General features: G+C 44.3%; 23 protein-coding genes. 17 read left to right on the forward strand and 6 right to left on the reverse strand.

Annotated features, from left to right (window positions below; all coding sequences use genetic code 11):
* The 13 genes from ACED25_RS13350 to ACED25_RS13410 form a co-directional block, all read left to right on the forward strand.
* On the forward strand, positions 1 to 961 hold a 961-nt coding region (locus ACED25_RS13350; protein ID WP_371692852.1), incomplete at its 5' end, for a chemotaxis protein CheW.
* 70 nt (positions 962 to 1,031) lie between these two features.
* Positions 1,032 to 1,526 carry a chemotaxis protein CheW gene (locus ACED25_RS13355; RefSeq protein WP_009848530.1) on the forward strand — a complete coding sequence of 165 codons (495 nt, stop codon included), beginning with the start codon at positions 1,032 to 1,034 and terminating at the stop codon, positions 1,524 to 1,526.
* Positions 1,526 to 2,038 carry a DUF2802 domain-containing protein gene (locus ACED25_RS13360; RefSeq protein WP_009848529.1) on the forward strand — a complete coding sequence of 171 codons (513 nt, stop codon included), beginning with the start codon at positions 1,526 to 1,528 and terminating at the stop codon, positions 2,036 to 2,038. The genes ACED25_RS13355 and ACED25_RS13360 overlap by 1 nt, the downstream gene beginning before the upstream one ends.
* Positions 2,039 to 2,316: 278 nt before the next feature.
* Entirely contained in the window at positions 2,317 to 2,934 is a 618-nt protein-coding gene (gene ccmA, locus ACED25_RS13365) for a cytochrome c biogenesis heme-transporting ATPase CcmA (protein ID WP_012603450.1), read from the forward strand.
* 1 nt (position 2,935) lies between these two features.
* Positions 2,936 to 3,604 carry a heme exporter protein CcmB gene (gene ccmB / locus ACED25_RS13370; RefSeq protein ID WP_009848527.1) on the forward strand — a complete coding sequence of 223 codons (669 nt, stop codon included), beginning with the start codon at positions 2,936 to 2,938 and terminating at the stop codon, positions 3,602 to 3,604.
* A gap of 174 nt (positions 3,605 to 3,778) precedes the next feature.
* The gene (locus tag ACED25_RS13375; protein WP_009848526.1) at positions 3,779 to 4,519 is read left to right on the forward strand and encodes a heme ABC transporter permease; all 741 of its coding nucleotides are present in this window, start codon (positions 3,779 to 3,781) and stop codon (positions 4,517 to 4,519) included.
* A 14-nt stretch (positions 4,520 to 4,533) separates the two neighbouring features.
* Positions 4,534 to 4,740 (forward strand): heme exporter protein CcmD, encoded by a 207-nt coding sequence (gene ccmD, locus ACED25_RS13380; RefSeq protein WP_009848525.1) that lies wholly within the window; start codon positions 4,534 to 4,536, stop codon positions 4,738 to 4,740.
* On the forward strand, positions 4,737 to 5,219 hold the full coding sequence (gene ccmE / locus ACED25_RS13385; RefSeq protein WP_009848524.1) for a cytochrome c maturation protein CcmE: 483 nt from the start codon (positions 4,737 to 4,739) through the stop codon (positions 5,217 to 5,219). The genes ccmD and ccmE overlap by 4 nt, the downstream gene beginning before the upstream one ends.
* On the forward strand, positions 5,216 to 7,186 hold the full coding sequence (locus tag ACED25_RS13390; RefSeq protein ID WP_009848523.1) for a heme lyase CcmF/NrfE family subunit: 1,971 nt from the start codon (positions 5,216 to 5,218) through the stop codon (positions 7,184 to 7,186). The genes ccmE and ACED25_RS13390 overlap by 4 nt, the downstream gene beginning before the upstream one ends.
* A 5-nt stretch (positions 7,187 to 7,191) precedes the next feature.
* Positions 7,192 to 7,743 carry a DsbE family thiol:disulfide interchange protein gene (locus ACED25_RS13395; protein WP_009848522.1) on the forward strand — a complete coding sequence of 184 codons (552 nt, stop codon included), beginning with the start codon at positions 7,192 to 7,194 and terminating at the stop codon, positions 7,741 to 7,743.
* Positions 7,740 to 8,228, forward strand: a complete 489-nt coding sequence (locus ACED25_RS13400; protein WP_009848521.1) for a cytochrome c-type biogenesis protein — start codon at positions 7,740 to 7,742, stop codon at positions 8,226 to 8,228. Before ACED25_RS13395 ends, ACED25_RS13400 begins: the two co-directional genes overlap by 4 nt.
* A complete protein-coding gene (ccmI, locus tag ACED25_RS13405; RefSeq protein WP_012603452.1) occupies positions 8,228 to 9,448 on the forward strand; it encodes a c-type cytochrome biogenesis protein CcmI in 1,221 nt (406 codons plus the stop codon). Before ACED25_RS13400 ends, ccmI begins: the two co-directional genes overlap by 1 nt.
* A 118-nt stretch (positions 9,449 to 9,566) precedes the next feature.
* Positions 9,567 to 10,352: a VacJ family lipoprotein gene (locus tag ACED25_RS13410; RefSeq protein WP_012603453.1), complete on the forward strand. Its 786-nt coding sequence runs from the start codon at positions 9,567 to 9,569 to the stop codon at positions 10,350 to 10,352.
* 130 nt (positions 10,353 to 10,482) lie between these two features.
* Here the strand turns inward: ACED25_RS13410 and ACED25_RS13415 are convergent, their stop codons facing one another.
* The 4 genes from ACED25_RS13415 to ACED25_RS13430 all read right to left on the reverse strand — a co-directional run bounded on the left by ACED25_RS13415 (position 10,483) and on the right by ACED25_RS13430 (position 14,877).
* Entirely contained in the window at positions 10,483 to 11,745 is a 1,263-nt protein-coding gene (locus ACED25_RS13415) for an outer membrane protein transport protein (protein WP_029225615.1), read from the reverse strand.
* A gap of 296 nt (positions 11,746 to 12,041) precedes the next feature.
* Positions 12,042 to 13,310 (reverse strand): outer membrane protein transport protein, encoded by a 1,269-nt coding sequence (locus tag ACED25_RS13420; RefSeq protein WP_371695445.1) that lies wholly within the window; start codon positions 13,308 to 13,310, stop codon positions 12,042 to 12,044.
* 297 nt (positions 13,311 to 13,607) lie between these two features.
* Complete coding sequence (locus ACED25_RS13425; protein ID WP_017104011.1) at positions 13,608 to 14,336, reverse strand: DUF3379 domain-containing protein; 729 nt, start codon at positions 14,334 to 14,336, stop codon at positions 13,608 to 13,610.
* Positions 14,329 to 14,877, reverse strand: a complete 549-nt coding sequence (locus ACED25_RS13430; protein WP_009848515.1) for a sigma-70 family RNA polymerase sigma factor — start codon at positions 14,875 to 14,877, stop codon at positions 14,329 to 14,331. Before ACED25_RS13430 ends, ACED25_RS13425 begins: the two co-directional genes overlap by 8 nt.
* Before the next feature lie 559 nt (positions 14,878 to 15,436).
* Between ACED25_RS13430 and fadI the strand changes: the two genes are divergently transcribed.
* Both fadI and fadJ read left to right on the forward strand, forming a co-directional pair.
* Positions 15,437 to 16,744, forward strand: a complete 1,308-nt coding sequence (gene fadI, locus ACED25_RS13435; RefSeq protein ID WP_371695446.1) for an acetyl-CoA C-acyltransferase FadI — start codon at positions 15,437 to 15,439, stop codon at positions 16,742 to 16,744.
* Positions 16,744 to 18,990 (forward strand): fatty acid oxidation complex subunit alpha FadJ, encoded by a 2,247-nt coding sequence (gene fadJ / locus ACED25_RS13440; protein ID WP_371695447.1) that lies wholly within the window; start codon positions 16,744 to 16,746, stop codon positions 18,988 to 18,990. The genes fadI and fadJ overlap by 1 nt, the downstream gene beginning before the upstream one ends.
* Before the next feature lie 316 nt (positions 18,991 to 19,306).
* On the opposite strand, the gene ACED25_RS13445 is transcribed toward fadJ, so the two are convergent.
* Positions 19,307 to 22,084 (reverse strand): insulinase family protein, encoded by a 2,778-nt coding sequence (locus ACED25_RS13445; RefSeq protein ID WP_371695448.1) that lies wholly within the window; start codon positions 22,082 to 22,084, stop codon positions 19,307 to 19,309.
* A gap of 304 nt (positions 22,085 to 22,388) precedes the next feature.
* Here ACED25_RS13445 and sixA point away from each other — a divergent pair, with 304 nt between their 5' ends.
* Positions 22,389 to 22,853, forward strand: coding sequence for a phosphohistidine phosphatase SixA (gene sixA, locus ACED25_RS13450; RefSeq protein ID WP_012603460.1), 465 nt, complete (start codon positions 22,389 to 22,391; stop codon positions 22,851 to 22,853).
* 135 nt (positions 22,854 to 22,988) lie between these two features.
* On the opposite strand, the gene smrB is transcribed toward sixA, so the two are convergent.
* A complete protein-coding gene (gene smrB / locus ACED25_RS13455) occupies positions 22,989 to 23,519 on the reverse strand; it encodes an endonuclease SmrB (protein ID WP_009848510.1) in 531 nt (176 codons plus the stop codon).
* Positions 23,520 to 23,581: 62 nt separating this feature from the next.
* Between smrB and prmB the strand changes: the two genes are divergently transcribed.
* Positions 23,582 to 24,514, forward strand: a complete 933-nt coding sequence (gene prmB / locus ACED25_RS13460; RefSeq protein WP_009848509.1) for a 50S ribosomal protein L3 N(5)-glutamine methyltransferase — start codon at positions 23,582 to 23,584, stop codon at positions 24,512 to 24,514.
* Positions 24,515 to 24,659: the final 145 nt, after the last annotated feature.

The raw sequence follows: 24,659 nt of genomic DNA on the forward strand, positions 1-24,659 counted from the left end.
AGAGCCAGAGCCAGAGCCAGAGCCAGAGCCAGAGCCAGAGCCAGAGCCAGAGCCACAATTAACGACAAGTCATTATTCAAGCTACGCCGAAATACGCGCTGCAGAATTTGAAGTGCCGAATCTTGAGGATGTTCAGAAACTTCTGAGTCGTTTAGAAGCGACTAATGTTGTCGATGAGCTGAATCTAGATGAGTTGATGGATCGGAACACACAGCAAATTGCTCAGCAGGCAGACATGCAAATGTTTGACGCTGCAGTAGAGTCTGTTCAAGTGTCTGTAGATCCTGAAATTCAAGATTGGGATCTTCCAGAACCTGATTTATCAATTGCTGTAGAGCCACCTGTTGAATCGCAGCAAATTGAAGAGTTACAAGCTGAATCGCTGGAGACGGAGCAAGTAGAAGTTAAGGCTACTGAACCCGATCTTGAATCTCCTCAAATTGAGCCATTTACCGAACTTGAAACTCAAGCTGGTGGAGCCGGTCAGTTTACATCATGGGAAACGACGGCTAGAACTGAAGATTTTCAAGTGCTGTATTTTGATGTGAACGGTGTGACGTTTGCTGTGCCACTTGATGAGCTCGGGGGTATTCATCGCCTTGAAGAGTTAAGTCATATTATTGGCAAACCTGCTTGGTATTTGGGGTTGCAAACTAATCGAGATAGTAAGCTAGACGTGGTTGATACCGCCAAATGGGTGATGCCTGAAAAGCTATTATGTGATGATTATAAAGAAAATTATCAATATATAGTCATGCTTGGCGAAAGCTTGTGGGGGCTTGCGAGCACAGAGCTTAAAGGTACCGAGCTGCTTAATACAGATAAAGTACGCTGGCGAGAAACGGCAGGGAAACGGCCATGGCTCGCTGGTATGGTAAAAGAAAAAATGTGTGCTTTGATCCATGTTGAAGCATTAACCGCCATGCTAAATGCAGGGCTAGACGTAAAAGCATTGGGCTAGTACTACGATTGGTACAATATAAGCATCAAGTTAACAACAGTGGTCGGTAACGACGGCAAGAGGATTATCTATGTCTCATATGAGTGAAGTTGAAGTAAGAAAAGATCAAACAAATGATGAAGTACTTCAATGGGTGACATTTCAACTAGAAGAAGAAACTTACGGCATCAATGTAATGCAAGTACGTGAAGTATTGCGTTACAGCGAGATTGCTCCAGTACCGGGTGCTCCAGACTACGTTTTAGGTATTATCAACCTGCGTGGTAACGTTGTTACTGTTATTGACACTCGTTCTCGTTTTGGTTTGATGCAAGGTGAAATCACTGATAACACACGCATTATTGTTATTGAGTCTGAGCGTCAAGTTATTGGCATTTTAGTAGATAGCGTTGCTGAAGTTGTTTACCTGCGTTCTTCTGAAATCGACACGACACCAAGTGTTGGTACTGATGAAAGTGCTAAGTTCATCCAAGGTGTTAGTAACCGTGATGGCAAGCTTCTTATCTTAGTCGATCTGAACAAGCTGTTAAGTGAAGACGAATGGGATGAGATGGCTCACCTGTAATGTTTGAAGCGCTTCCTTTAAACCCTATTGCTCTGATAGTCGGAGTTGGGGTTTTTACGTTATTCATCGTGATTTTGATTAGCAAAGTAAAAAGTGCAATTCAAAAGCAGATCGATACGTCACGCCTGCAAGTTCGTAACTTGGACAAAGAGCTTCAAAAATCGAGTAAGCAATTACTTGAAGTTCGCTCTGTTGTGGTTGGCCTTGGTCAGAAAGTGACGGAACAGCAAGATCTGATAAAACACTTGAATGAACGTATTGTTGAGTTGGAACATGCGGACACCGATGGGCGTTTGTATACACGTGCAACTAAAATGGTTCAGCTTGGTGCTGGGATAAACGAACTGATCGAAGAGTGTGAATTACCTAAGGCAGAAGCTGAGCTGATGATGTCTCTGCAGAATAAGCTCGCAGGTAAGGAAAAAATCCCTTCGTTAAGAAGTAACCCTTCATCGTATGATGAACAACCTGCATCCTCTCGTGATCGCAGAGACCCGACTCGACGTCGTTAAATTTAGCGCTTACTGCGTAATGAGCAATTGATGTTCATCACGCACACCTCTTAAAAGAAGCTTCGGCTTCTTTTTTTGTGCCTGTTATACCTATATAGAACGATGTTTATAAGTATTTGTATCTAATGCAATATCTTGTTTGTTGATGAAAATGTGTAAATTGTGATGCGGTGGTAACAGTTTCTTACGGAGTTTGTTCTTTCGAAAACGCCTAGTCCTGTTTTGTCACCTTATTGGTGTGCTACTATAGCCCTCTCATTACTCGACTAAATTTACCTATGCTAGAAGTCTCAAATTTAACTGCTATTCGTGACGACAGGGTTCTGTTTGAATCGTTGTCTTTTCAATTGAAACCCGGTGAGCTGGTTCAAGTTGAAGGTCGTAACGGTACTGGGAAAACGACACTCCTTAGGATTATCACCGGCTTAGGTGATCGTGATGAAGGCACTATCTCTTGGGATGGTGAGTCCATTGAAACGAGTCGAGATGTGTATCACCAAAATTTGCTTTTTCTTGGTCACCAAACTGGCGTAAAACGCGAGCTTAGTGCCTATGAAAACCTGAGCTTCTATCAATCGATTCACAGCAGTGGAACGAGTAAGGAAGAACTTTACAATGCATTGGCTCAAGTCGGCCTTGCTGGACGAGAAGATGTGCCTGCAGGTCAACTTTCGGCGGGTCAACAGCGCCGTGTAGCATTGGCTCGTCTGTGGTTAAGTAAGCAAATGTTATGGATTCTAGACGAACCGCTGACTGCAATAGACAAGCAGGGTGTTAAGGTTTTGGAGTCTCTTTTTTCTCAGCATGCAGATAACGGTGGCATTGTGTTATTAACCACACACCAAGATATGTTTGCTGATAGCCCGAAACTAAGAAAAATAAAGTTGGGTGAGTAATATGATCTCTTCAATGACAACGATCATCCGACGTGAGCTATTGATCGCATTTCGTCGCCAAGCCGATATCTTTAACCCTCTGTGGTTTTTTATTATTGTCATCACCCTTTTCCCATTGAGTATCGGCCCTGAGCCAAACCTACTTGCACGTATTGCTGCAGGTATTGTTTGGGTAGCGGCTTTGCTTTCTGCATTGCTCTCTTTAGAGCGTTTGTTTCGTGATGATTTTCAAGATGGCGCGCTTGAGCAGATGATGTTGATGCCCATCCCGTTGCAGTTGGTAGTCTTGTCCAAGGTCATAGCGCACTGGTTATTGACAGGGTTACCATTAATATTGATCAGTCCGTTGTTGGCGGTACTGCTGTCCTTGGATTTCGATACTTGGTTATCGGTAGTCTTAACGTTATCGGTCGGTACGCCTGCATTAAGCTTTATTGGTGCGATTGGTGTGGCTTTAACGGTTGGGTTACAAAAAGGTGGTGTGCTGTTAAGTCTGCTTATTTTGCCGTTGTATATCCCAATTCTTATATTTGCTACATCAGCGATTGATGCCGCAGCGTTAGGCGTTGCGTATAACGGACAATTAGCGGTGTTAGGGGCAATGTTAATGGGCGCGATGACGCTCACCCCATTTGCCATCAGTGCAGCACTGAGAGTGAGTGTTAACTAGTTAATGACCTGGTTAAGATTAACTACGCACTCACCAGCACTTTGCATGTTCAAAGTGAACTATTTAAAGCCTTCAAACTCCTAGAGTCACTGAAAGAAGCTGTAAGCCAAATAAATTATAATAATTATAGCTGTGATAGCTGTAAGCAATATGAAGTAAGAGTGAGATTACAACATGTGGAAATGGCTCCATCCCTACGCCAAAGCAGAAACCTCTTATCAGCTTGCTGGTAAACTTCTGCCATGGTTTTCGATCCTAGCGCTATTGTGTCTATCCGCCGGTACTGTATGGGGGCTTGCATTTGCCCCTTCTGATTACCAGCAAGGCGATAGCTTCCGAATTATCTATATCCATGTTCCGTCTGCAATTTGGTCTATGGGTGTATACATGTCGATGGCAATTGCCGCCTTTATCGGTTTGGTATGGCAGGTAAGGCTGTCAGACATGGCTGCGTTGGCTATGGCGCCTATCGGTGCTGTATTTACCTTTATTGCGTTACTAACTGGCGCTGTTTGGGGTAAACCAATGTGGGGTGCTTGGTGGGTTTGGGATGCACGTTTAACCTCAGAGCTGATTCTTCTATTCCTATATTTAGGTGTTATTGCACTGCACCATGCGTTTGATGACCAAAAAACCGCAGCAAAAGCAGCCGGTATTTTGGCCATCGTTGGTGTCATCAACCTACCTATCATTCACTTTTCAGTAGAGTGGTGGAACACACTCCACCAAGGCGCAACAATTACTAAGTTTGATAAGCCTTCTATTTCAAGTGACATGCTATGGCCGCTTCTTCTTAACATCTTCGGTTTTGCCTTTTTCTTTGGTGCTGTGACTATGGTTCGTTTTAGAAACGAAATCATCAGTAAAGAGAGTCACCGTCCATGGGTTCGCAAGCTAGCGGCTAATAAAGCGTAGTAGGGTAGGTAATTATGTATTTTGAATCTCTGAGTGATTTCTTTGCCATGGGTGGCTACGCCTCATATGTATGGAGTGCATTTGGAATCACATTCCTCGCGATGATCATTTTACTGGTCGTAAGCGTTCGTCGTGGTAAGCAATTATTAAATGAAGTACAAGCTAAGATTGACCGTCAAGCTCGTATTGATGCAGCAAAAAATATGGAGAACACTCTATGAACCCAAGACGCAAAAAGAGGCTAGGCATTATCTTAGCGATCTTTTTTGGTATTAGTGCAACTGTTGGATTGATGGTTTATGCACTTAACCAGAACATGGATCTGTTCTACACGCCAACTGAGCTCGTCAACGGCAAAGATGGTAAAAAACCTGAAGTGGGTCAACGCTTACGTATTGGTGGCATGGTTGTAGTCGGCTCTGTAAGCCGTGACAATGAATCATTGCGTGTAAGCTTCGATTTGGCTGATGTAGGCCCTAAAGTGACGATTCTATATGATGGCATCCTTCCTGATCTTTTCCGTGAAGGCCAAGGTATTGTTGCTCAAGGTGTCCTTAAGGATGCAACGACAATTGAAGCGTTTGAGGTGTTGGCAAAGCACGATGAAGAATATATGCCTTCTGAAGTTGCTGAAGCAATGAAGAAAACTCATGAGCCTTTGCAATACACGACTGAACAAAAAGAAGGAAATGCTCAATGATAGCCGAGATCGGCCATTTTGCGATGATCCTGTCTTTGGGACTTGCACTGCTGCTAAGCGTGCTCCCACTGTATGGAGCCGCTCGAAATAACACATTATTGATGAACAGTGCACGACCGCTGTCGTGGGGTATGTTCGGATTCCTAGCGATTTCGTTCTTTATCTTGTGTTACGCGTTCTACACAAATGATTTTACGATTCAATACGTAGCAAGTAACTCGAATAGCCAACTGCCTTGGTACTACCGAATTACCGCGGTTTGGGGGGCTCATGAAGGCTCACTACTGCTTTGGGTTCTAATCCAAGCGGGTTGGACGGTAGCAGTTGCAACGTTTAGTCGTGGTATGCCTCAAGAGTCTGTGGCTCGCGTACTGGCGATTATGGGTTTAATTACTGTCGGCTTCTTGCTGTTCATTATCGTAACGTCTAACCCGTTTTTACGTACATTGCCTTTCTTCCCTGTTGATGGCCGTGACTTGAACCCACTACTGCAAGATCCGGGTTTGATTATTCACCCGCCAATGCTTTACATGGGTTATGTAGGTTTCTCGGTAGCGTTCTCTTTTGCAATCGCTTCTCTAATGAGCGGTCGTTTAGATACGGCATGGGCTCGTTGGTCTCGTCCTTGGACAATCGCTGCTTGGTTATTCCTAACAGTAGGTATCGCACTTGGTTCATGGTGGGCTTACTACGAACTTGGCTGGGGTGGCTGGTGGTTCTGGGATCCAGTAGAAAACGCTTCATTCATGCCTTGGTTAGCTGGTACTGCTCTAATGCACTCACTAGCGGTAACCGAAAAGCGTGGCACATTTAAAGCTTGGACAGTCTTGCTGGCTATCTCTGCATTCTCACTAAGCTTACTAGGTACATTCTTAGTTCGTTCGGGCATCTTGGTATCGGTTCACGCATTCGCGTCGGATCCTGCCCGTGGTATGTTTATTCTAGGTTTCTTAGTGTTCGTTATCGGTGGTTCACTGTTGTTGTTTGCTGTTAAAGGCGCATCGGTTCGTGTACGTGGTAACTTCGATTTGGTTTCTCGTGAAAACGCGCTACTCGGCAACAACATCCTATTGATTGCTGCACTTGTGGTTGTGTTAGTTGGTACCTTGCTGCCATTAGTTCATAAACAGTTAGGCTTGGGCTCGGTATCTATCGGTGCACCATTCTTTGATATGTTGTTCTTCTGGTTAATGATCCCGTTCTCGTTCTTACTTGGTATCGGTCCTCTGATCCGTTGGAAACGTGACAACCTATCTAAGCTCGTTAAACCTATGCTGATCTCAGGTGTATTCTCACTGGGCTTAAGTGCGCTAATGGTTACGATTTTGGCTGACCGTTTCAGCGGTACCGCTTTTGCTGGTTGGGTAATGGCATTCTGGATTATCTTCATGCATGGCTTTGAGCTTCATGAACGTGCGACACACCGTCATACATTCCTGAAAGGCCTGACTAAGCTACCTCGTAGCCACTGGGCGATGATGTGTGGTCACATTGGTTTGGCCGTGACAGTGATTGGTATTGCGATGGTGCAAAACTACAGCATCGAACGTGACGTACGCTTAGCACCAGGTGAAAGCTACCAACTTGAAGAGTACAGCTTCCTGTTTACAGGAGTTCGTGACAAAGATGGCCCTAACTACGATGGTTACATTGCTGACTTTGAAATTACCAAAGAAGGCAAATACATCAACACGCTTCACGCTGAAAAACGTTTCTACACAACCGCTAAGTCGATGATGACAGAAGCGGCGATTGATCGTGGCGTAACGCGCGACCTTTACATCGCAATGGGTGAGCGTTTAGACGACAATAAATCTTGGGCTGTGCGTATCTACTACAAACCATTTGTACGTTGGATCTGGGCTGGTTCTCTGATTATGTCGATTGGTGGTGTTATTGCTATCAGTGACCGTCGTTACCGCTTCCGTAAGCCAACGAAAAAGTCTACTAAAGAGCAGGAGGCATAATTCGAATGAACAAGAAGATTTTATTCATTCCATTGATTGCGTTCATGGTTCTAGCTGGAATCTTTGCGACTCAATTGATGCGTAACCAGTCGGGTGATGACCCGACTAAACTTGAATCGGTATTGATTGGTAAGCCAGTACCTGAGTTCGGTTTAGAAGACTTAGAGCAACCGGGTAAGTTCCATGATCAAGCTATCTTTAAAGGTGAGCCACTGCTTCTAAATGTGTGGGCGACTTGGTGTCCTACTTGTTATGCAGAGCACTCTTACTTGAATAAGTTAGCGGGTCAAGGCGTTAAGATTATTGGCCTTAACTACAAAGATGATCGCAATAAAGCGGTAGGTTGGTTAAAAGAGCTGGGCAATCCATACTTGATCAGCCTGTTCGATGGTAACGGCATGCTAGGTCTTGACCTTGGTGTGTATGGCGCTCCAGAGACTTTCCTCATTGATGCTAACGGCGTAGTTCGTTATCGCCATGTTGGTGACGTGAACCCAACTAACTGGGCATCGACGCTTGAGCCGATGTACCAAGAGTTGTTGGAGGAAGCGAAATGATTAAGAAGACACTGATTGCTCTATTCGCTACATTTGCTATTTCGGCGACTGTTTCTGCTGCGCCTATCGAATTTCATGAATTTGATACCGTTGATCAAGAGCAGCAGTTCAAAGAGCTAAGCAACACGCTGCGTTGCCCTAAATGTCAGAACAACACCATTGGTGATTCGAACGCAGAGCTTGCGGTTGATTTACGCCAAAAAGTGTATGAAATGACAAAAGATGGCAAGTCGAAGCAAGACATCATTGATTACATGATTGCTCGCTACGGTAACTTTGTTACTTACAACCCACCACTCACATTAGCCACATCAATCCTTTGGGTTGGTCCGTTTGCGGTAGTCGTGTTTGGTTTCGGTTTGATCATTTTACGAAGCCGAAAGTCAAAGTCGAAAGCAGTAGAGTCAGATAAAGACTGGGATGCAGACAAAGAAGCTCGTTTAAAAGCGTTACTCGATGAAGAGAACGACGGAGATAAGAAGTAATGACTCTATTTTGGATTTCTACCATTATCCTTTCGCTAGCAGCTATTTTCTTAATTGTTCTGCCCTTCATAAATAAGAAGGCGAACAATGATGAAATGCTTCGCGACGAGTTGAACAAAGCATTCTATAAAGATCGTCTCGTTGAGCTCGAAGTAGAAGCAGAAGAAGGCCTTGTTGATAACCAACAAGAGCTGATCGCTGATTTGAAACAGTCTCTACTTGATGATGTACCTGCGCAGAAAGAGATGAAGAAGACCCAAATCTCAACATTGGGCGTCGTAGTACCATCTATTGTCCTAGTCGTGGTTGTTACATATGGTATGTACTTTCAGTTTGGTGCTCTGGATAAAGTCCAACACTGGCAAGAAGTGAGTTCAAACCTTCCTGAGTTGTCTAAAAAGCTAATGTCATCGGAAGGTGGTGCATTAACGGATGATGAACTAGAAGATTTGACTCTGGCACTTCGTACTCGTCTGCACTATCAACCAAAAGATTCGACAGGTTGGTTACTATTAGGTCGTATTGCATTGGCTAACCGCGACGCGGAAACTGCGAAAGATTCGATGCAAAGAGCTTACAAGCTTGAGCCAAAGAATGAAGATGTTCAGCTAGGTTATGCACAAGCATTGATGCTTTCACCTGATGATGCGGATCAAAACCAAGCTCGTTTAATTTTGAGCCGTTTGATTCAAAACGACTATGTTGATCTTCGTGTGTTCTCGTTGCTAGCGTTTGATGCGTTTGAGCGTCAAGACTACCCAGGTGCTGTTAAGTACTGGAGCATCATGCAACAGATGATTGGTCCACAAGACAGTCGCTATGAAATGTTGTCGCGCAGTATTGAAAGTGCACAGAAGAAAATGGGCAATGCTATGGGCGTTGACCAAGGTAAAACTGTTGCTGTAACGCTTGAATTATCTGGTGATGTGAATGCTGCCCCTAGTTCAGTGTTAGTTGTATCAGTGCACAGAGCTGACGGCTCACCAATGCCGATTGCTGCGGCTCGTTATCCGCTAGGAACTTTCCCTCGTACTGTCGTTCTTGATGATGGCAACAGCATGTTGGAAGGGCAGAAGCTGTCCAGCCTTGAAACTCTAATGGTTAGAGCTAGGCTTGATACAGATGGTAACGTTTCAACTCGAGACGGTGATTGGTACGGTGAAAGTGAAGTGGTTGAACTGGGTGCCCCAGTTACCATTGATATCAATAAGCAATATTAATCATTACTTTGCATAGGTGTTAGCTATTCCGATTTATTAAAAAACGGTATAGACTTACGCAACCAATTGAGGCCAGCGATTGCTGGCCTTTTTTATTATTCCTTATGGAAAAGGTGATATGTCTATCAGTGTTTTAAGACTTTCGAGTTTACTCTTCATCGCAAGCTTAACGGTAGGTTGTTCGAGCGTACCAGATGAAAGCAATGGCGGTGATAATTTCGAAACCTCTGAATATGTCGAAGAGTCCCATCCGAACGACCCTTTTGAAGGTTTCAACCGAGCGATGTGGGATATCAACTACGAGTATCTCGACCCTTATTTGGTTCGACCTGTTTCTCTTGCCTATGTTGACTATACCCCTGTACCAATTCGCTCTGGTATTTCCAATTTTTTAGCCAACTTAGATGAGCCATCAAGTATGCTCAATAATCTCATTATGGGTAATGGTGGGAAAGCGCTTGATCATTTCAATCGTTTTTGGATTAACTCTACCTTTGGTCTTCTTGGTCTGATTGATATTGCTAGCGAAGCGGGGATCACCAAATATGACGAAAAGTCGTTTTCTGATGCGATTGGTCATTATGGGGTAGGGAATGGACCGTATTTTATGCTGCCGGGATATGGCCCTGTGACGACCCGACAAGTAACAGAGCAAGTGGATAGCTTATATGTACCTTTGTCTCTGTTTACCTTTTGGGCAAAGTTAGGGAAGTGGGCCTTTGAAGGTATGGAAACACGTGCTCAGTTGGCCTCGCAAGAAGCCTTATTAGATGACTCTCCAGATCCATATGCTCTGACTCGTGATATTTACATCCAACGTCAAGATTTTAAAGCTGAGATCGAGCCAGAAGAGGTTGATCTTGAGGAGGAAGATTTCATTGATGAGTATCTCGAAGATTACTAAATACAAAGCTTAGATAAGCAGATAAGAAAAAGGCTCGATGTTAATTCAACATCGAGCCTTTTTAATGCTTTCTACTTTTCTACTTTTCTACCTTTCGGTAAGAAGGTAAGTAGGTAATTAGGTAACCAGTCTAGAAGCGGTAGTTAGCTTGGATACCGACTAACCAGATGCTGCCTGTCACTTCGCCTTCGAAGCTACCACCAAAGTAATCTGCTTTTGGATCTTTTTCATGCATTTTCGCGTCTTTCGCTAGAATGTAAGTGAAGCCAGCATCCAGAGTTAGCTGCTCAGACCATTGGTAGCCCGCACCAATACTTAACCAAGTGCGGTCTGTTTCTGGGATCGTCGCAGTACGGTGTTCTTCGCTTACCGCTGAAGTATCGTAGGCAATACCAGAACGCAGTGCTAGTTTAGGTGTCATTTGGTAAGTCGTACCGATTGCAAAACGGTAGTTGTCTTCCCAGTTCTCTTGCTTGATCTCTACGCTTTTCTCGCCAGGGAAATCAGCAACAAGTTCTTTAAAGCTGCTCCAGTTCGTCCAGTTAATACTTGCGTGAACCGCTACAGTGTCTGTCAGCTGGTGGAAGCTAGCAAGTTCAGCTGTTGCCGGAAGAGCGAGGTCCATTGAACCACTTTTGTGTGCTTCTGGTTTTGTTGGGTTGAAACCAAAGCCTTTCGCATAGCCTTCTAAAGTCAGGTCAACTTCTGATTTGTAGGTAAAGCCAAGGCGGTTGTCTTCATTAATGTCCCAAGCGGTACCAACTTGCCAACCCCATGCTGTATCATCACCTTCCATGTATTTCAGAGTTGTTCCCACAGGTAAAGTAGAAGCAGCAGTCGCACCAAAGCTACCTTCAGCCATGATGTAACGTACACCACCACCAATAGAAACACTCTCTAGCACTTGGTATGCAGCATTCAGGTTCAGCTCCATAGTAGTCACACTTGCTTCGTTACCATGGTTTGCACCGCCGAAGTCTTTACCTAGGTCCGTTGCCATACCGTAGTTTGTGCCTGCAGCAAAACCCAACGCAAATTTTTCGTTGTACTTATGAGAAGCATAAAAGTTTGGAATAAAAGCACTGTGCGCGAAGTCACTAGAGTTTGATGCTGTTGTACCACTGCGAGTTGTAGAAGTCCCTTCAATATCAATATTTGGGTCAACGTAGATACCACCAACAGAAACCTGTGTGCCTTCTAGGTAAGTCAGCATAGCAGGGTTACGCCATTGCGCGTCTGCACCGTCAGCCATTGCTGCTTCACCAGCGTAAGCACGGCCTAAGCCTGTTGCTGAGTATTCTGCTAGTTGAAAACCTGCCGCGTTAGTTACGGTAGAAGTCGAAAGTAATCCAACTGCCACTGCAGCAGATAGAAGAGTTTTATTCATTTTCATTATTATGTTCACTGAATCATAAGTATTTAGTGGCGTGATTCTACTTTTAGAGTTATTACTTTAAAAATGAAATTCGAATAAAACAGTGTTTTAGGGATTAAATGAGCAAATGTGTTTAATTATTAGAGAAATCATCTAAATGTTTCGGCTGTGTTGCGAAGTTTGAGCGTACACCTGTAGCTGTATATTTGCTCTGCAGGCTACAGTTGTAAGCTTAAATTTAGGTTGGTCAGTGGTTTAGGAAAACAAAAAAGGGTCGCACAATGCGACCCTTTGGGATTATAGCTAACTTTATATTAGAAGCTGCGGCTGTACTGAAGACCTAATAGGATTGCATCAGCATGTGTCGTCGCTGTTAGTGGTGTACCTGAAGAGGTTTCTGAAACCTTCACATCGTCACCTAACAAGTATGTAAAGCCGAAGTCTACGTTTGAAGCGGTATCAATGTGGTAAGTGAAACCAGCAGAGAACCACTGACGGTCTGAATCCGGAACAGAGATAGATGTCAGTTCGTCTTGCGCACTGGTGTCATACATGTAACCGGTACGTAGTGTCCACGTATCGTTTAGGTAGTAAGTACCACCAATTGCGTAGTGCCAACCATCTTGCCATTTGTATTCTTTATTGTAGCTACCATTTGCCCCACCAACTGGTGATGTTGCTAGATCTAAGTTTCTAAATTCGATCTGGTCGAAGTCACCCCAGCCGATCCATTGTACAGAGTAGTGAACTGCGAACTTAGTATCTTCAATTTTGTGGAAACCAGAGAATTCAGCGATGTCTGGTAGTGGTAGCGTGATTTCTTGGCCCTTGTCATCTTTAGCGGTGATTTCAGGGCTATAACGGTACGCTATACCAAAACGGTTGTTTTCATCTAGCTCATAAACAGTACCAACGTTAAAGCCAACAGCCCAACCATCAGCTTTGTCGACGTTTAATAAAGAGGTGCCTGCCGGTGGAATTCCCTTAGATGGATTTCCTTTACCAAAACCAGCACCAGCGGTACGTTTCATCGTACCTTGACCATAAATAAGGTCTAAACCTGCACCGAAGCTCCATTGGTCGTCTAGTCGGTAAGAACCTGCAAGACCAAAGTTGACGCTCTTAACATCCGTTAAGCCACCGTATTCAGCTGCCGGGTAGTTGTCGTCAAACTCTGTTTTAGTACCGAAGTTTGAGTAGGCATTGATACCCCAAGCAAATTTATCATTTACTGGAACGATTAAGTGGATGTTAGGCGCGATAGATGTATCACCTACATCATCAGTATTATTTACTGGCACTTGACCACCAACGTAGTTAACGTCGTTGACTTCAATCATTGAAGTGATGCTTTCAAAACCAAGAGATAGCTCAGTTTTATCAAATAGTGCCATTGCTGCAGGGTTACGTGCCATTACTGACGCGTTATCTGCGATTACTGCATCACCAGCAAAAGCACGGCCGATGCCGGTTGCTGATTGTGCGTTAAGTTGGAAACCTGCTGCCATCGCTTGCGAAGATGCCAGTGTGATTGTTACTGCTAAAAGAGACTTTTTAAACAGACGCGTGTTGTTGGTAGTCATTCATTTATTCCTTTATATATCCGCCTCTACAGGGCGATTAATTTGAGCAATTGCTCAATGTTGGCTGATCCTATTCGGAAGTATACGATATACAAATCCGACCATTGGAAATTTTGAGGGTAAAATTATGGAAATGACGCCTATCTGGCACGAAAATGGAGAGAAATGCTGTTTTTTAGAGTTTTAACTCTAGAGGTATTGGTGTGGTGAATGGCTTTGCGATTTATTGATAAGTAAAGCCCAGCAATATCAGTGATATACTTGCTGGGCCTTTTGTTACGGGGCTTTGAGAGCAAATTAGCTCATTGGTTTGATCATTTTTGTCAGCTTTTCGGCGATTTTAGAGACATCCTCGCCATCTTCCCCTACAAGGATCAAACTGCTGCCATCGATCGGTGTTACCGAGCCTGACATGCCTTTTTCATCAAAGTCGATAGACTTGTCAGTCGGAATGCCAGTTAAAAACAGCGTGACTTTGCCTTTTTCGCCTTGGAAAACCATGTGCATTGCGTTGGATTTGCCAAAACCACAGTGGTTCAGGTAATAGACGTGGTAAGGGAAGGCTTCATCAAACTGAAAAGCAAACGGGTTCATTTTTGCGTTGATTTGTTGAGATGATACATTTTCATCAAGTGCACTAACGAAGCTCTTTTCATCAACAACATGTTTCATTGCAGTATCCGCCAAGCTTGCTTGAGCTGGAGATACCAACGCGTTGCCCCAGTTGACTTGACCAACCAATAAACCTGCAACGAATGCCACAGAAGCAGCCATTGCCATCGCTCGTCGAGCAAACGTAGGCCTTACTACTTTGCTCTCTTCGCTTGAGGTCTGATTGAATAGGATACGATCTGCCAGATCGTCTGGCACATCCACATTCAATGCTGAATGGATTTGCTTATCAAGTGATAGTACATCGTCTAAGAAATTACTATTGGCTTCACTATTCGCTGCTGCATCAATAATGTCTTGTGTACGTTGCTTAGGTTCCGACAATACACGACGACGAAATTCCAAATCATCCATTATGTTGCCCCCTTTCTGCCTCTTCTGTATCCAGCATCTCTTTCAACTGATTTCGAGCTCTGAATAAACGTGTCATCACCGTATTTTTGTTAAGATCGAGAATATCGGCGATCTCATCACCACTAAAACCACCAATCACTTGTAAGAAGAGGGGTTCACGGTATTCGATTTCAAGTTTCATGATCTGCGCTTGCAACCATTGGTGTTGATGATGTGGGTCATCACTGATGCTAGCATCGTTACCATGATCGTCGATATCAACCAGATCAAATTGTTTGCGTTCAAAACGTCGAGCATTCTCGCGGCGCAAGATAGTAATCAGCCATGACTTTGCGGCTTTTTCATCTTGTAGGCTATCGAGTGACTTCCATGCACGAAGGCAAGTTTCTTGAACTAAATCTTCGGCAATGCTTTTGTCTTTGCATAGCCAATAGGCATAGCGAAAGAGGTCACGATGATAGGCGCGCACGAGTGCTTCGTATTTTCTTTGTTTGTCCATATCAGAGTTGACCGGACGCTTGGCTGTTTTCTTTCCAAACATTTTTATTATTGACACACGAGCCTCCATAATTGCTCTGCGTATAGCTGTCTTCTATACGTTGTGCTTCGTTATATATGCTGTTTCGTTTTTAGGGCTAACGTCGGCAGGAAGTCGTAAAATCACATTAAAATTGATCTACTTCAAAATTTAAGCCCTCGAAAACGCTATAGTACACCTTGTCGTCTAGTTAGTCATTCGTGGCTAGCATGTTGAGCAAGACGACACTTCCTTTTGAAGGCTGACTTTACTTTCTCCTAATCAGGAAACTGATTATTTCAATTGGCGTTAAGTTAATTGCTTTATATACATTCCGACCACACAGTTTTGTGTGGTTTTTTTTTGCCTTAAGAAAAACATCCCTTACATAGCGATAACAGCTTTGCTTGCAATAGTTTAGTATCTTACGACAACCTTTCCCTCAAAAAAGTTCGCCTGAATGTTCAGTTAGATTTTCAAGCAGTGGGATACTCGTATCACGTTTATTTAAACGCCTGTTTGATTTAATTAACAACTTGTTTACAATGCTTCAGGTCAGACCTCTTAACCTTAAGGAGAAACCATGGGCAAACAGGAAGTCAAAACGCGTTCTGGAGAACGTGTTGCCGTTGTCGCTGGACTACGAACCCCATTCGCTCGTCAGAGCACAGAATTTAGCCAAGTGCCTGCGGTTGACCTAGGCAAAATGGTGGTGAGCGAAATGCTTGCAAGAACTGATGTCGATCCTGCGCTTATCGAACAAGTCGTGTTCGGCCAAGTAGTGCAAATGCCAGAAGCACCGAACATTGCACGTGAAATCGTGTTGGGTACAGGTATGGACATTAATACTGATGCCTACAGTGTGACGCGAGCATGTGCGACTAGCTTCCAAGCTGCAGTCAACGTGACCGAGAGCATTATGGCTGGCACGATTGATGTTGGTATTGCGGGCGGCGCGGATTCTTCTTCTGTATTGCCAATCGGTGTTTCGAAAAAGTTAGCGGCGAATTTATTAGCACTGAGTAAAACGAAAACCATAGGTCAAAAACTGAAGATTCTTAAAACATTTTCAGTCAAAGATTTGATGCCAGTACCACCAGCAGTCGCAGAATACTCGACAGGTTTGTCTATGGGACAAACTGCTGAGCAGATGGCTAAGACACATAGTATTACTCGCGAAGCTCAAGATGCACTTGCTCACCGTTCTCACTCTTTGGCTTCTCAAGCATGGAAAGAAGGCAAGATTAAAGACGAAGTGATGACGGCATTCCCCGCGCCTTATAAAAAGTACTTAGCAGAAGACAACAACATTCGCCACGACTCGACGGTTGAAGGTTACGCTAAATTGCGCCCTGCATTCGACAGACAATACGGCAGTGTAACGGCAGCCAATGCCACGCCTCTCACCGATGGCGGTGCCGCAGTGATGTTGATGCGCGAAGGAAAAGCGAAAGAGCTAGGCTTAGAAGTGCTTGGTTACATTCGTGGTTACGCGTTCTCAGCGATTGGTGTTGAAACGGATATGCTGATGGGGCCGACGTACGCGACCTCTCAAGTATTGAAGAACACAGGACTAGAATTATCAGACCTAACACTTATCGAGATGCATGAAGCGTTTGCAGCTCAAGTTCTGGCTAACGTCAAAATGTTCGCAAGCGATGAATTTGCTCAGAAGAATCTTGGCCGTGACAAAGCGATCGGTGAGATTGATATGGAGAAGTTCAACGTGTTGGGTAGCTCAATTGCTTACGGACACCCGTTTGCAGCGACTGGCGCGCGTATGATGACTCAGACACTGCGTGAACTTAAACGTCGTGGTGGTGGCCTAGCATTGAATACTGCTTGTGCGGCTGGTGGCTTAGGTGCAGCAATGATCTTGGAGGTGGAATAATGTCTACGACTCTTGATGTGAAAAAAGAAAAGAAAGCAGTCAAAAAAACGGATTCAAAGCCAGTGACTGTATCTAAAAGTGATAAGACGGTTTCAAACGATGAAGCCGTAAAACCGGCGACCGCGTTTTCTTTAACTATCGATGACCAAGATATTGCATGGCTTGCGATCGATGTACCAAACGAAAAAATGAACACGCTACAAGCGGCGTTTGCCGAAGAAATGAAAGCAATCTTCGAGCAGTTGAAGGAAAAGCAAAGCCGAGTTAAAGGCTTAATCGTTCATTCATTGAAGCCAGATAATTTTATTGCTGGCGCTGATGTTCGAATGCTTGATGCCTGCAAAACGGCTGATGAAGCACAATCTCTCGCTCGTCAGGGGCAAGAGATGTTCCAAGCGCTTTCTGATTTACCTTATCCTGTTGTCGCAGCGATTCACGGCCCATGTTTAGGTGGTGGCTTAGAGCTGGCACTATCGTGTGATTACCGCGTATGTACAGACTCAGACAAGACTCGTCTTGGCTTGCCAGAAGTTCAGCTTGGTCTGTTACCCGGCTCTGGTGGTACGCAACGTCTTCCTCGTCTTATCGGTTTACTGCCTTCTCTTGACCTTATTCTTACGGGTAAGCAACTGCGCGCTAAAAAAGCGAAATCGCTAGGTGTCGTGGATGCTTGTGTGCCAGAAACTATCTTGCTGGAAGTTGCTAAGAGCTTTGTTGAAAAGAACTCAGGCGGGAAAAAAGGTAAGCGCTTGGCGTCTAAAAGCCAAGCTTCGGCCAAAGAAAAACTAATTTCACGTACGGGTCTTGGTCGCAAGGTTATTTTTGAACAGGCTTCAAAGAAGACCAATCAGAAAACACGCGGCAATTACCCAGCCGCTGATGCGATTCTTGATGTGATTCGTTATGGCTTAGAGAACGGCTTTGATAAAGGTCTTCAGTACGAAGCGAAGCGTTTCTCTGAATTGGTGATGACCGCAGAATCCAAAGCCCTTCGTTCGATTTTCTTTGCAACGACTGAAATGAAAAAAGAGCACGGCGCAGACGCAGAACCGAAAGCGGTTAAGCGTGTTGGTGTATTGGGCGGTGGTCTTATGGGCGCTGGTATCAGCCACGTCAGTGTTGCTAAAGCGAAAGTCCCGGTTCGTATTAAAGATGTGTCTAATGAAGGTGTGCTCAATGCGCTTAACTACAACTACAAGTTGTTCGATAAGCAGCGTAAACGTCGTATTCTGAGCCGAGCTGGCCTTGAAAGTAAGATGCTTCAGCTTTCTGGTGGCATCGACTTTACAAGCTTTAACCATACTGATGTTGTGATTGAAGCGGTATTTGAAGATCTCGACCTTAAGCAATCAATGGTTGCAGACATTGAAGCCAATGCCAAGTCAGAGACTATCTTTGCGACGAATACATCTTCATTGCCAATCCACAAAATTGCAGAGAAGGCGCAGCGACCAGAAAACGTGGTCGGTCTTCACTACTTCAGCCCGGCAGAAAAAATGCCACTAGTAGAAGTCATCCCTCATGAAACAACGTCAGAAGAGACGATTTCGACGGTGGTTGCATTAGCGAAGAAGCAAGGTAAAACGCCGATTGTTGTTAAAGACACGGCAGGTTTCTACGTGAACCGTATCCTTGCTCCGTACATGAATGAAGCGGCGCATCTGTTATTGGCAAATGAGCCGATTGAAAAGCTCGACAGCACATTGTTGGATTTCGGTTTCCCGGTAGGCCCAATTACTTTGTTAGACGAGGTGGGTGTTGATATCGGTGCGAAGATCATCCCGATTCTGGTCAATGAATTAGGCGAACGTTTCCAAGGCCCTGATGTGTTCGACATTCTTTTGAATGACAACCGTAAAGGCCGTAAGACAGGCAAAGGTTTCTACACTTACAAAGGTAAAAAGAAGGAAGTCGATAAGTCAGTTTACAAGCTGCTTAAGCTGCAACCTGAACCTAAGCTAAGCGACAACGATATCGCAATGCGCTGTGTACTGCCTATGCTCAACGAAGCGGTTCGTTGTTTGGATGATGGCATTATCCGTAGCCCGCGAGATGGCGATATTGGTGCTATTTTCGGTATCGGCTTCCCGCCATTCCTAGGTGGTCCGTTCCGTTATATGGATCAACTCGGTATTAAGTCACTGGTAGAGATGATGAACGATTTCGCTAAAAAGTACGGTGATCGTTTCGCGCCATGTGATGGCCTACTGACACGTGCAGGGTTGGATGAGTCTTTCTACAAGTAACTCTTTCTATTAGTAACTTTCTAGCACTTTGATTATAAAGCCCGTATCAAGCAATTGATGCGGGCTTCATTTTTATGGGAGTATGCAAAAGAAGGAGATTCCCGACTCAGTCGTTTCTCCTTTTTTGGAATGACGATTGAGATGTAACAAGTAAGCTATTGTGTTGATTCGGAAGGTGGTCAACACACCTCAATCAAAACTACCGTCATCTCCTAAAGCGACGAAGGAGCGTAATAGGAGATCTGCTCTTGTGCCGCATTCAATAAAAAAGGTTGATGCTTTCACATCAACCTTCTGATCTTTTTACTAACAACGACTAACCAAGCTCACAGTCTTTAGGACGCAACTGAAACTCATCAATTGAGCCTATCTCAACACCTACCGACAACTTCTCTTCTTCATTATGAGCGTTGCCGTGCGCATGCATAATCAGACGATTCGCTGTACGAGGTTTAAGTTGGCTAACCACAAAGCGCATCATGTCTGAGCGAGTTAGACCTTTGAGCTCTTCTAAGACACGCTCTCTCTGATTGAATTCCAAATCCTTATTGCCTATCGCAACCCATAAGCGTTGAGCACGACCACGCAAGGTGGTATCTGGCGTTGAAATTTGATTCCAAAGACCGCGTTTACTGCTGTGCCATTGATAGTCGTTAAGCTCTAGCAATACCATGTAAAAGGCATTGAGGAACTCGTCTATGGAAGCCAACAGATCTGCTGGGGCTGCATTAGGCGATTGCACATACAACACAATACCTGGGTGTCGGTTCAACGGCATATTACCAGTGCCAACCATATAGCCTAGCTGCTGCTTAGTACGAATCTCGTGGAAGAAAGTGGCTGACATCAAGTGGTTTGCCAATGAATACAGTGCAATATTTGTAGGTGATATATCTGAACATTGGTAGTAAACCACGATGGCTGAATCATCTTGATTACAGACCACTTCGCGTTGGAAACTACCATTATCACCCAGCATGATTAAAGGGCGTAGTGACTCTTCGTAAGACTGATCTTGAACACGCAATGCATCTTTTAGCGTTTCAGCCATCTTGTTCGCATCGGCTTTTTTCCAGTCACCATACACAAACATTTCGACATGCAGTTCAGCCAAAATAGCTTGAACAAAAGAAGAAAGCTCGTCGACTTCTATTGTTTCCAGCGCTTCAATTAAAACGGAATAGGGCGGGTTATTTGGCTGTAAGATTCCCGTCATCGCATTGAATAGCTGAGAAATAGGACGGTCTTGCGATGCGTTATTCCAGTTTCTGAGCAATTGATGCTTAATCGTTTCGAATCGTGTTGAACTAAAGTCGCGTGCTTGGAAACGTTCAAGAATCATATTGAGCAGCTGTGGCTGTTTCTCGCTAAATCCAGACAGAGTAAGTGTGACACCACCTTGATGGGTATACATGTTGTAGCCCATGCCAGCAATCTCAGCTTGATACGTATCTTTTTCAAGCGAGTCTAAGAACATTTCTACACACAAGCGCGTTTTAACGATGTTTCTCGGGGTGGCAACTGAGTGTGGGCTATCTATAGCGATATATACCACACCTTTTGGCACTCGAAATTGATGGTCTTGAAGGTGCCATAACTTAAAGCCGTCCAGCTCTTCTAACAGTTGTGGGTGCTTAGCGTCACCTTCGAGTTCAGCAGGGTCTAAGTCGTAGCAAATAAATGGGTTTTTGCTTGGGAGCTCAAACTGCCAGCCGGGGTTAATGCATGTAAAGCATTGAACTTGCTCAGCGCTAAATGGTGTGAGCGAATAGGGCGTAAAGTACCATTTCGCTTCTCTGTCATATTCGAACCCTTGAGCAACAATGGTGACCCGCATGTTGTCGACGGTTAAGTAAGGAAGCAGAGAACGTTGTAACTCTTCGTCGAAATGCGACATTTTGTAATCGCCATACACCACATCTTGCTCTTGGTAATGCTGCATGTTGATAACGAGATGGCTGACGACATCAAGTGGTCTTGAGGGCTCTTGAAAGCGGAAGGCTGATTCCAGAACAGCCCGTTTTTCGAGGTAACGCCACTCTTCAATACCTTGTTGTTCAATCAACTTAATGTACTGGAACACCGCTTGGATGATGTTATCGGTTTTGGTTAAACCTTCGATGGTTAATGAGCAACTGACTGTGAAATCACGATAGTTACTGCCACTTGCGCCGCCACCTGCGGAGAGGGAAGTAATCCAGCCTTTCTCTTTGAGTTGCATCATCAAACTGCCTTCGCCTTCGTAACCGATAAGGTGTGCAAAGAACGATAATGGTTTAATACCGTAGTGTTCATCCATGCTTGGCATTGGGAAGGTTAAGATAAGTTTGCGCACTTCTTTGATCGGTTTAACGTGTACTTGTACCCCCGTGCTTAATTCGCCAACAATCGGTACTTCAACCTTCTTGCCTTGTAGTTGGTGGTTGGTAATCGAGCTAAAACGCTCCTCAACCCAACTTTGCATCTCGTCTAATGATTGATTACCAGACAGCGTCAGTGTCATTAAGTCTGAAGAGTACTGCTGCTGGTGGAAAGCCAAGATCTCTTGTCGAATCGTCTCGCCGTTTCGGTCACCCAACGTATCGATATTACCGACAGAAAACTTCGAGAATGGGTGACAGTGATTTACCAATTCTTTGGTCACTTGGTACAAGCGTCGCGAGTCGTCGTTGAGTTTCATTTTATACTCTGAATCAACGGCTTGGCGTTCTTTGTCTAAGGCTTCTTCGTTGAACAGGGGGGCGGTAAAAAATTGGCTGAAGCGATCGAGTGCATTTTCAAAGGTATTCAATTCAACATCAAAAAAGAAGCAGGTGTGTTCGGTTCCTGTCCAAGCGTTGTTGCTACCGCCATGCTGGCTGATAAAACTTTGGAACTCTCCGACCTTTGGATACTTTTCAGTTCCCAAAAATAGCATATGCTCTAAGTAGTGAGCTAAACCCTCTCGGTCTGTAGGGTCATCAAAATGCCCGACATTAACGGCGAGTGCGGCTGCAGCTTTTTGAGCGTTCTGATCGTGAACTAACAGTACTCTCAACCCGTTATCCAATGTTATGTAACGGTATTGATGTTCATCATTAGGGCTTAAATGCACAGATGCATCTCCAGAGCAGGTGGTTTTTAAATTATGTACGCGATGATTTAAGGTGCAAACCTCGCGATCATATTTTGGGATATGAAGTGCTTTTTGGCGACTTCTAAATCACTTTTATCGATTTTTATCAGTGATTTATTTTCTTTTAATAAGATTGTTAAGAAAGTCGAACTCTTTAGCAAGTGACTTGATATAATTATTTATATAGACTGCGGTTTCTCTAGTTTGAGAGCCAAACGCTAAGTAGCGTATCGCTGATATGGGATATATCGACTTTCGAAATGTTACGTAGACAGGACTGAACATGAAAATATTCATAATGCGCCACGGTGAAGCAGAACATTTTGCTAACTCGGATGCAGAACGTGCGTTAACGAAGCGCGGTAAAATGGCGTCTCTTGCGGTAGCTCAAGCTGCAAATGAGCAAGGGTTTAGCCAGTTCGATAAAGTGCTTGTGAGCCCATACTTGAGGGCACAAGAAACGTGGTTAGAAATCTCTCAAGCGTTTTCTGGAAAGAAAGTAGAAACCTGTGATGATATTACGCCTTACGGAATGTCTGACGATGTGTTTGATTTGACCATAGCAATGGCTGAAGTAGAAAAGCTAGAGACCATTTTATTTGTTTCTCATTTACCTCTAGTGGGCTATTTAACGGCTGAATTTGCGACGGGCATGGCGCCACCTATGTTCCCAACCTCAGGGCTAGCGTGTATTGAATTCGACCTTGAAAAACAAAAAGGCGAGTTGCTTTGGAACATTAATCCATAGCTGAGACCGTTTTCTCAAGATAAATTTAAGGGCACCTCATGATTATTGAGATGCCCTTTGTTGTTTCTAACGGATTATTTCGACCAAACGACAAGGTGCTGGACGTACTTTTTAGAATAAAGAGCAAGTCGATGGCTATTTATCTGGGATAGCAAGTAAAACCAGTAGCGCCCCATGGCCACCGAACTCTAAAGGTGCTTGGTGAAAAGCCATCACATCTGGGTGCTGTGCTAACCACAAAGGCACTTTCTGTTTAAGGATGTGTTTACCAATGCCGTGCTGTACACAGGCACAAGCTACGCTCTCTTTAACGCAGTGCGCAATCATCGCGCCAAGTTCACGTTTGGCTTCTTGCTGCGTCATACCGTGCATATCAAGATATACATCCGGTACATAGACACCACGACGTAAGCGCTTCACCTCATATTTAGAGACATCATCGCGCGCATAACGTGTAGGCCCCTCTTCGCTAAGATGCGGAATGAACTCATCCGAGAAATAAAACTCGCTATCACTGGCTTGTCTTGCCGTTCGAGTAATTTCTTTTTGCTTGGCATTTCTTTTTGGCTGCTGGACTATGGTATCCTGTTGCAACTTTTTAACGCCCTTTACTGCATCGTTGAACAGGGCGAAATCGTCATCGAAGTCGGTGTCTTTTTTGCTCATCAGGTTATGAATTCTAATTAGAAACGTAATTAGCAGTATTGTAGCGCTTTTCGGAGACAATTTTGGATAAGATTTTTGTAGAAGAAGCGGTATCAGAACTACACACGCTTCAAGATGTGATTCGTTGGACTGTTAGTCGCTTTAACGCAGCGGGCCTATTTTATGGTCACGGCACTGATAACGCGTGGGATGAGGCGGTACAACTAATTTTACCTACTCTTTATCTACCGATTGATGTTCCTTCGCATGTGATGAACTCTCGTCTAACAAGTAGCGAACGTCTGCGTATTGTTGAGCGCGTAATCAAGCGTATCAATGAGCGTACACCAACGGCTTACTTAACCAATAAAGCTTGGTTCTGTGGCCTTGAGTTCTTCGTTGATGAGCGCGTTCTTGTGCCTCGCTCTCCAATTGGTGAGCTGATCGAAGCTCAATTCCAACCTTGGTTAATTGAAGAGCCAACTCGCATCATGGATATGTGTACAGGTAGTGGTTGTATTGCTATTGCTTGTGCTCATGCATTCCCTGACGCAGAAGTAGATGCGATTGATATCTCTACAGATGCATTGCAAGTTGCAGAGCAGAACGTTCAAGATCACGGCATGGAGCAGCAAGTGTTTCCAATTCGTTCAGATCTTTTCCGTGACTTGCCAAAAGAGAAATACAACCTGATTGTATCGAATCCACCTTACGTGGACGAAGAAGATATGAACAGCCTGCCAGATGAGTTTACTCACGAGCCAGAACTTGGCCTAGCAGCGGGTACTGACGGTCTGAAATTGGTTCGTCGCATCTTAGCTAACGCACCTGACTACCTAACTGACGACGGTATTCTTATCTGTGAAGTGGGCAACTCAATGGTTCACATGATGGATCAGTACCCAGAGATTCCATTCACTTGGATTGAATTCTCGAACGGTGGTCATGGCGTATTCATGATCACTCGTGAGCAGCTTGTTGCTTGCGCGGATGAGTTCTCTATCTACAAAGACTAGGTTACTGTTAGTCGTTAGCTTAGGAATTTAGCTTAGAGATTAGGCTGGAAACTTAAGGTTAGAACCTGATAAGACGTTCTATTTGAAACGTTTGAATTTAAACGCCATGCAGCAATGCATGGCGTTTTTTATTGCCGAAATTTAA

This window comes from Vibrio sp. 1F263, from assembly GCF_041439035.1.
GTDB classification, from domain to species: domain Bacteria; phylum Pseudomonadota; class Gammaproteobacteria; order Enterobacterales; family Vibrionaceae; genus Vibrio; species Vibrio tasmaniensis_A.

What these genes read in the sequence shown, in the direction of transcription:
- sixA (WP_012603460.1), top strand. Translation starts at nt 22,389, where the DNA reads ATGAAAATATTCATAATGCGCCACGGTGAAGCAGAACATTTTGCTAAC.
- ACED25_RS13400 (WP_009848521.1), top strand. Translation starts at nt 7,740, where the DNA reads ATGATTAAGAAGACACTGATTGCTCTATTCGCTACATTTGCTATTTCG.
- ccmE (WP_009848524.1), top strand. Translation starts at nt 4,737, where the DNA reads ATGAACCCAAGACGCAAAAAGAGGCTAGGCATTATCTTAGCGATCTTT.
- ccmD (WP_009848525.1), top strand. Translation starts at nt 4,534, where the DNA reads ATGTATTTTGAATCTCTGAGTGATTTCTTTGCCATGGGTGGCTACGCC.
- ACED25_RS13360 (WP_009848529.1), top strand. Translation starts at nt 1,526, where the DNA reads ATGTTTGAAGCGCTTCCTTTAAACCCTATTGCTCTGATAGTCGGAGTT.
- ACED25_RS13420 (WP_371695445.1), bottom strand. Translation starts at nt 13,310, where the DNA reads ATGACTACCAACAACACGCGTCTGTTTAAAAAGTCTCTTTTAGCAGTA.
- fadI (WP_371695446.1), top strand. Translation starts at nt 15,437, where the DNA reads ATGGGCAAACAGGAAGTCAAAACGCGTTCTGGAGAACGTGTTGCCGTT.
- ACED25_RS13355 (WP_009848530.1), top strand. Translation starts at nt 1,032, where the DNA reads ATGTCTCATATGAGTGAAGTTGAAGTAAGAAAAGATCAAACAAATGAT.
- ACED25_RS13410 (WP_012603453.1), top strand. Translation starts at nt 9,567, where the DNA reads ATGTCTATCAGTGTTTTAAGACTTTCGAGTTTACTCTTCATCGCAAGC.
- ccmA (WP_012603450.1), top strand. Translation starts at nt 2,317, where the DNA reads ATGCTAGAAGTCTCAAATTTAACTGCTATTCGTGACGACAGGGTTCTG.
- ccmI (WP_012603452.1), top strand. Translation starts at nt 8,228, where the DNA reads ATGACTCTATTTTGGATTTCTACCATTATCCTTTCGCTAGCAGCTATT.
- ACED25_RS13425 (WP_017104011.1), bottom strand. Translation starts at nt 14,336, where the DNA reads ATGGATGATTTGGAATTTCGTCGTCGTGTATTGTCGGAACCTAAGCAA.
- ACED25_RS13375 (WP_009848526.1), top strand. Translation starts at nt 3,779, where the DNA reads ATGTGGAAATGGCTCCATCCCTACGCCAAAGCAGAAACCTCTTATCAG.
- ACED25_RS13415 (WP_029225615.1), bottom strand. Translation starts at nt 11,745, where the DNA reads ATGAAAATGAATAAAACTCTTCTATCTGCTGCAGTGGCAGTTGGATTA.
- fadJ (WP_371695447.1), top strand. Translation starts at nt 16,744, where the DNA reads ATGTCTACGACTCTTGATGTGAAAAAAGAAAAGAAAGCAGTCAAAAAA.
- ACED25_RS13390 (WP_009848523.1), top strand. Translation starts at nt 5,216, where the DNA reads ATGATAGCCGAGATCGGCCATTTTGCGATGATCCTGTCTTTGGGACTT.
- ccmB (WP_009848527.1), top strand. Translation starts at nt 2,936, where the DNA reads ATGATCTCTTCAATGACAACGATCATCCGACGTGAGCTATTGATCGCA.
- smrB (WP_009848510.1), bottom strand. Translation starts at nt 23,519, where the DNA reads ATGAGCAAAAAAGACACCGACTTCGATGACGATTTCGCCCTGTTCAAC.
- ACED25_RS13430 (WP_009848515.1), bottom strand. Translation starts at nt 14,877, where the DNA reads ATGTTTGGAAAGAAAACAGCCAAGCGTCCGGTCAACTCTGATATGGAC.
- ACED25_RS13395 (WP_009848522.1), top strand. Translation starts at nt 7,192, where the DNA reads ATGAACAAGAAGATTTTATTCATTCCATTGATTGCGTTCATGGTTCTA.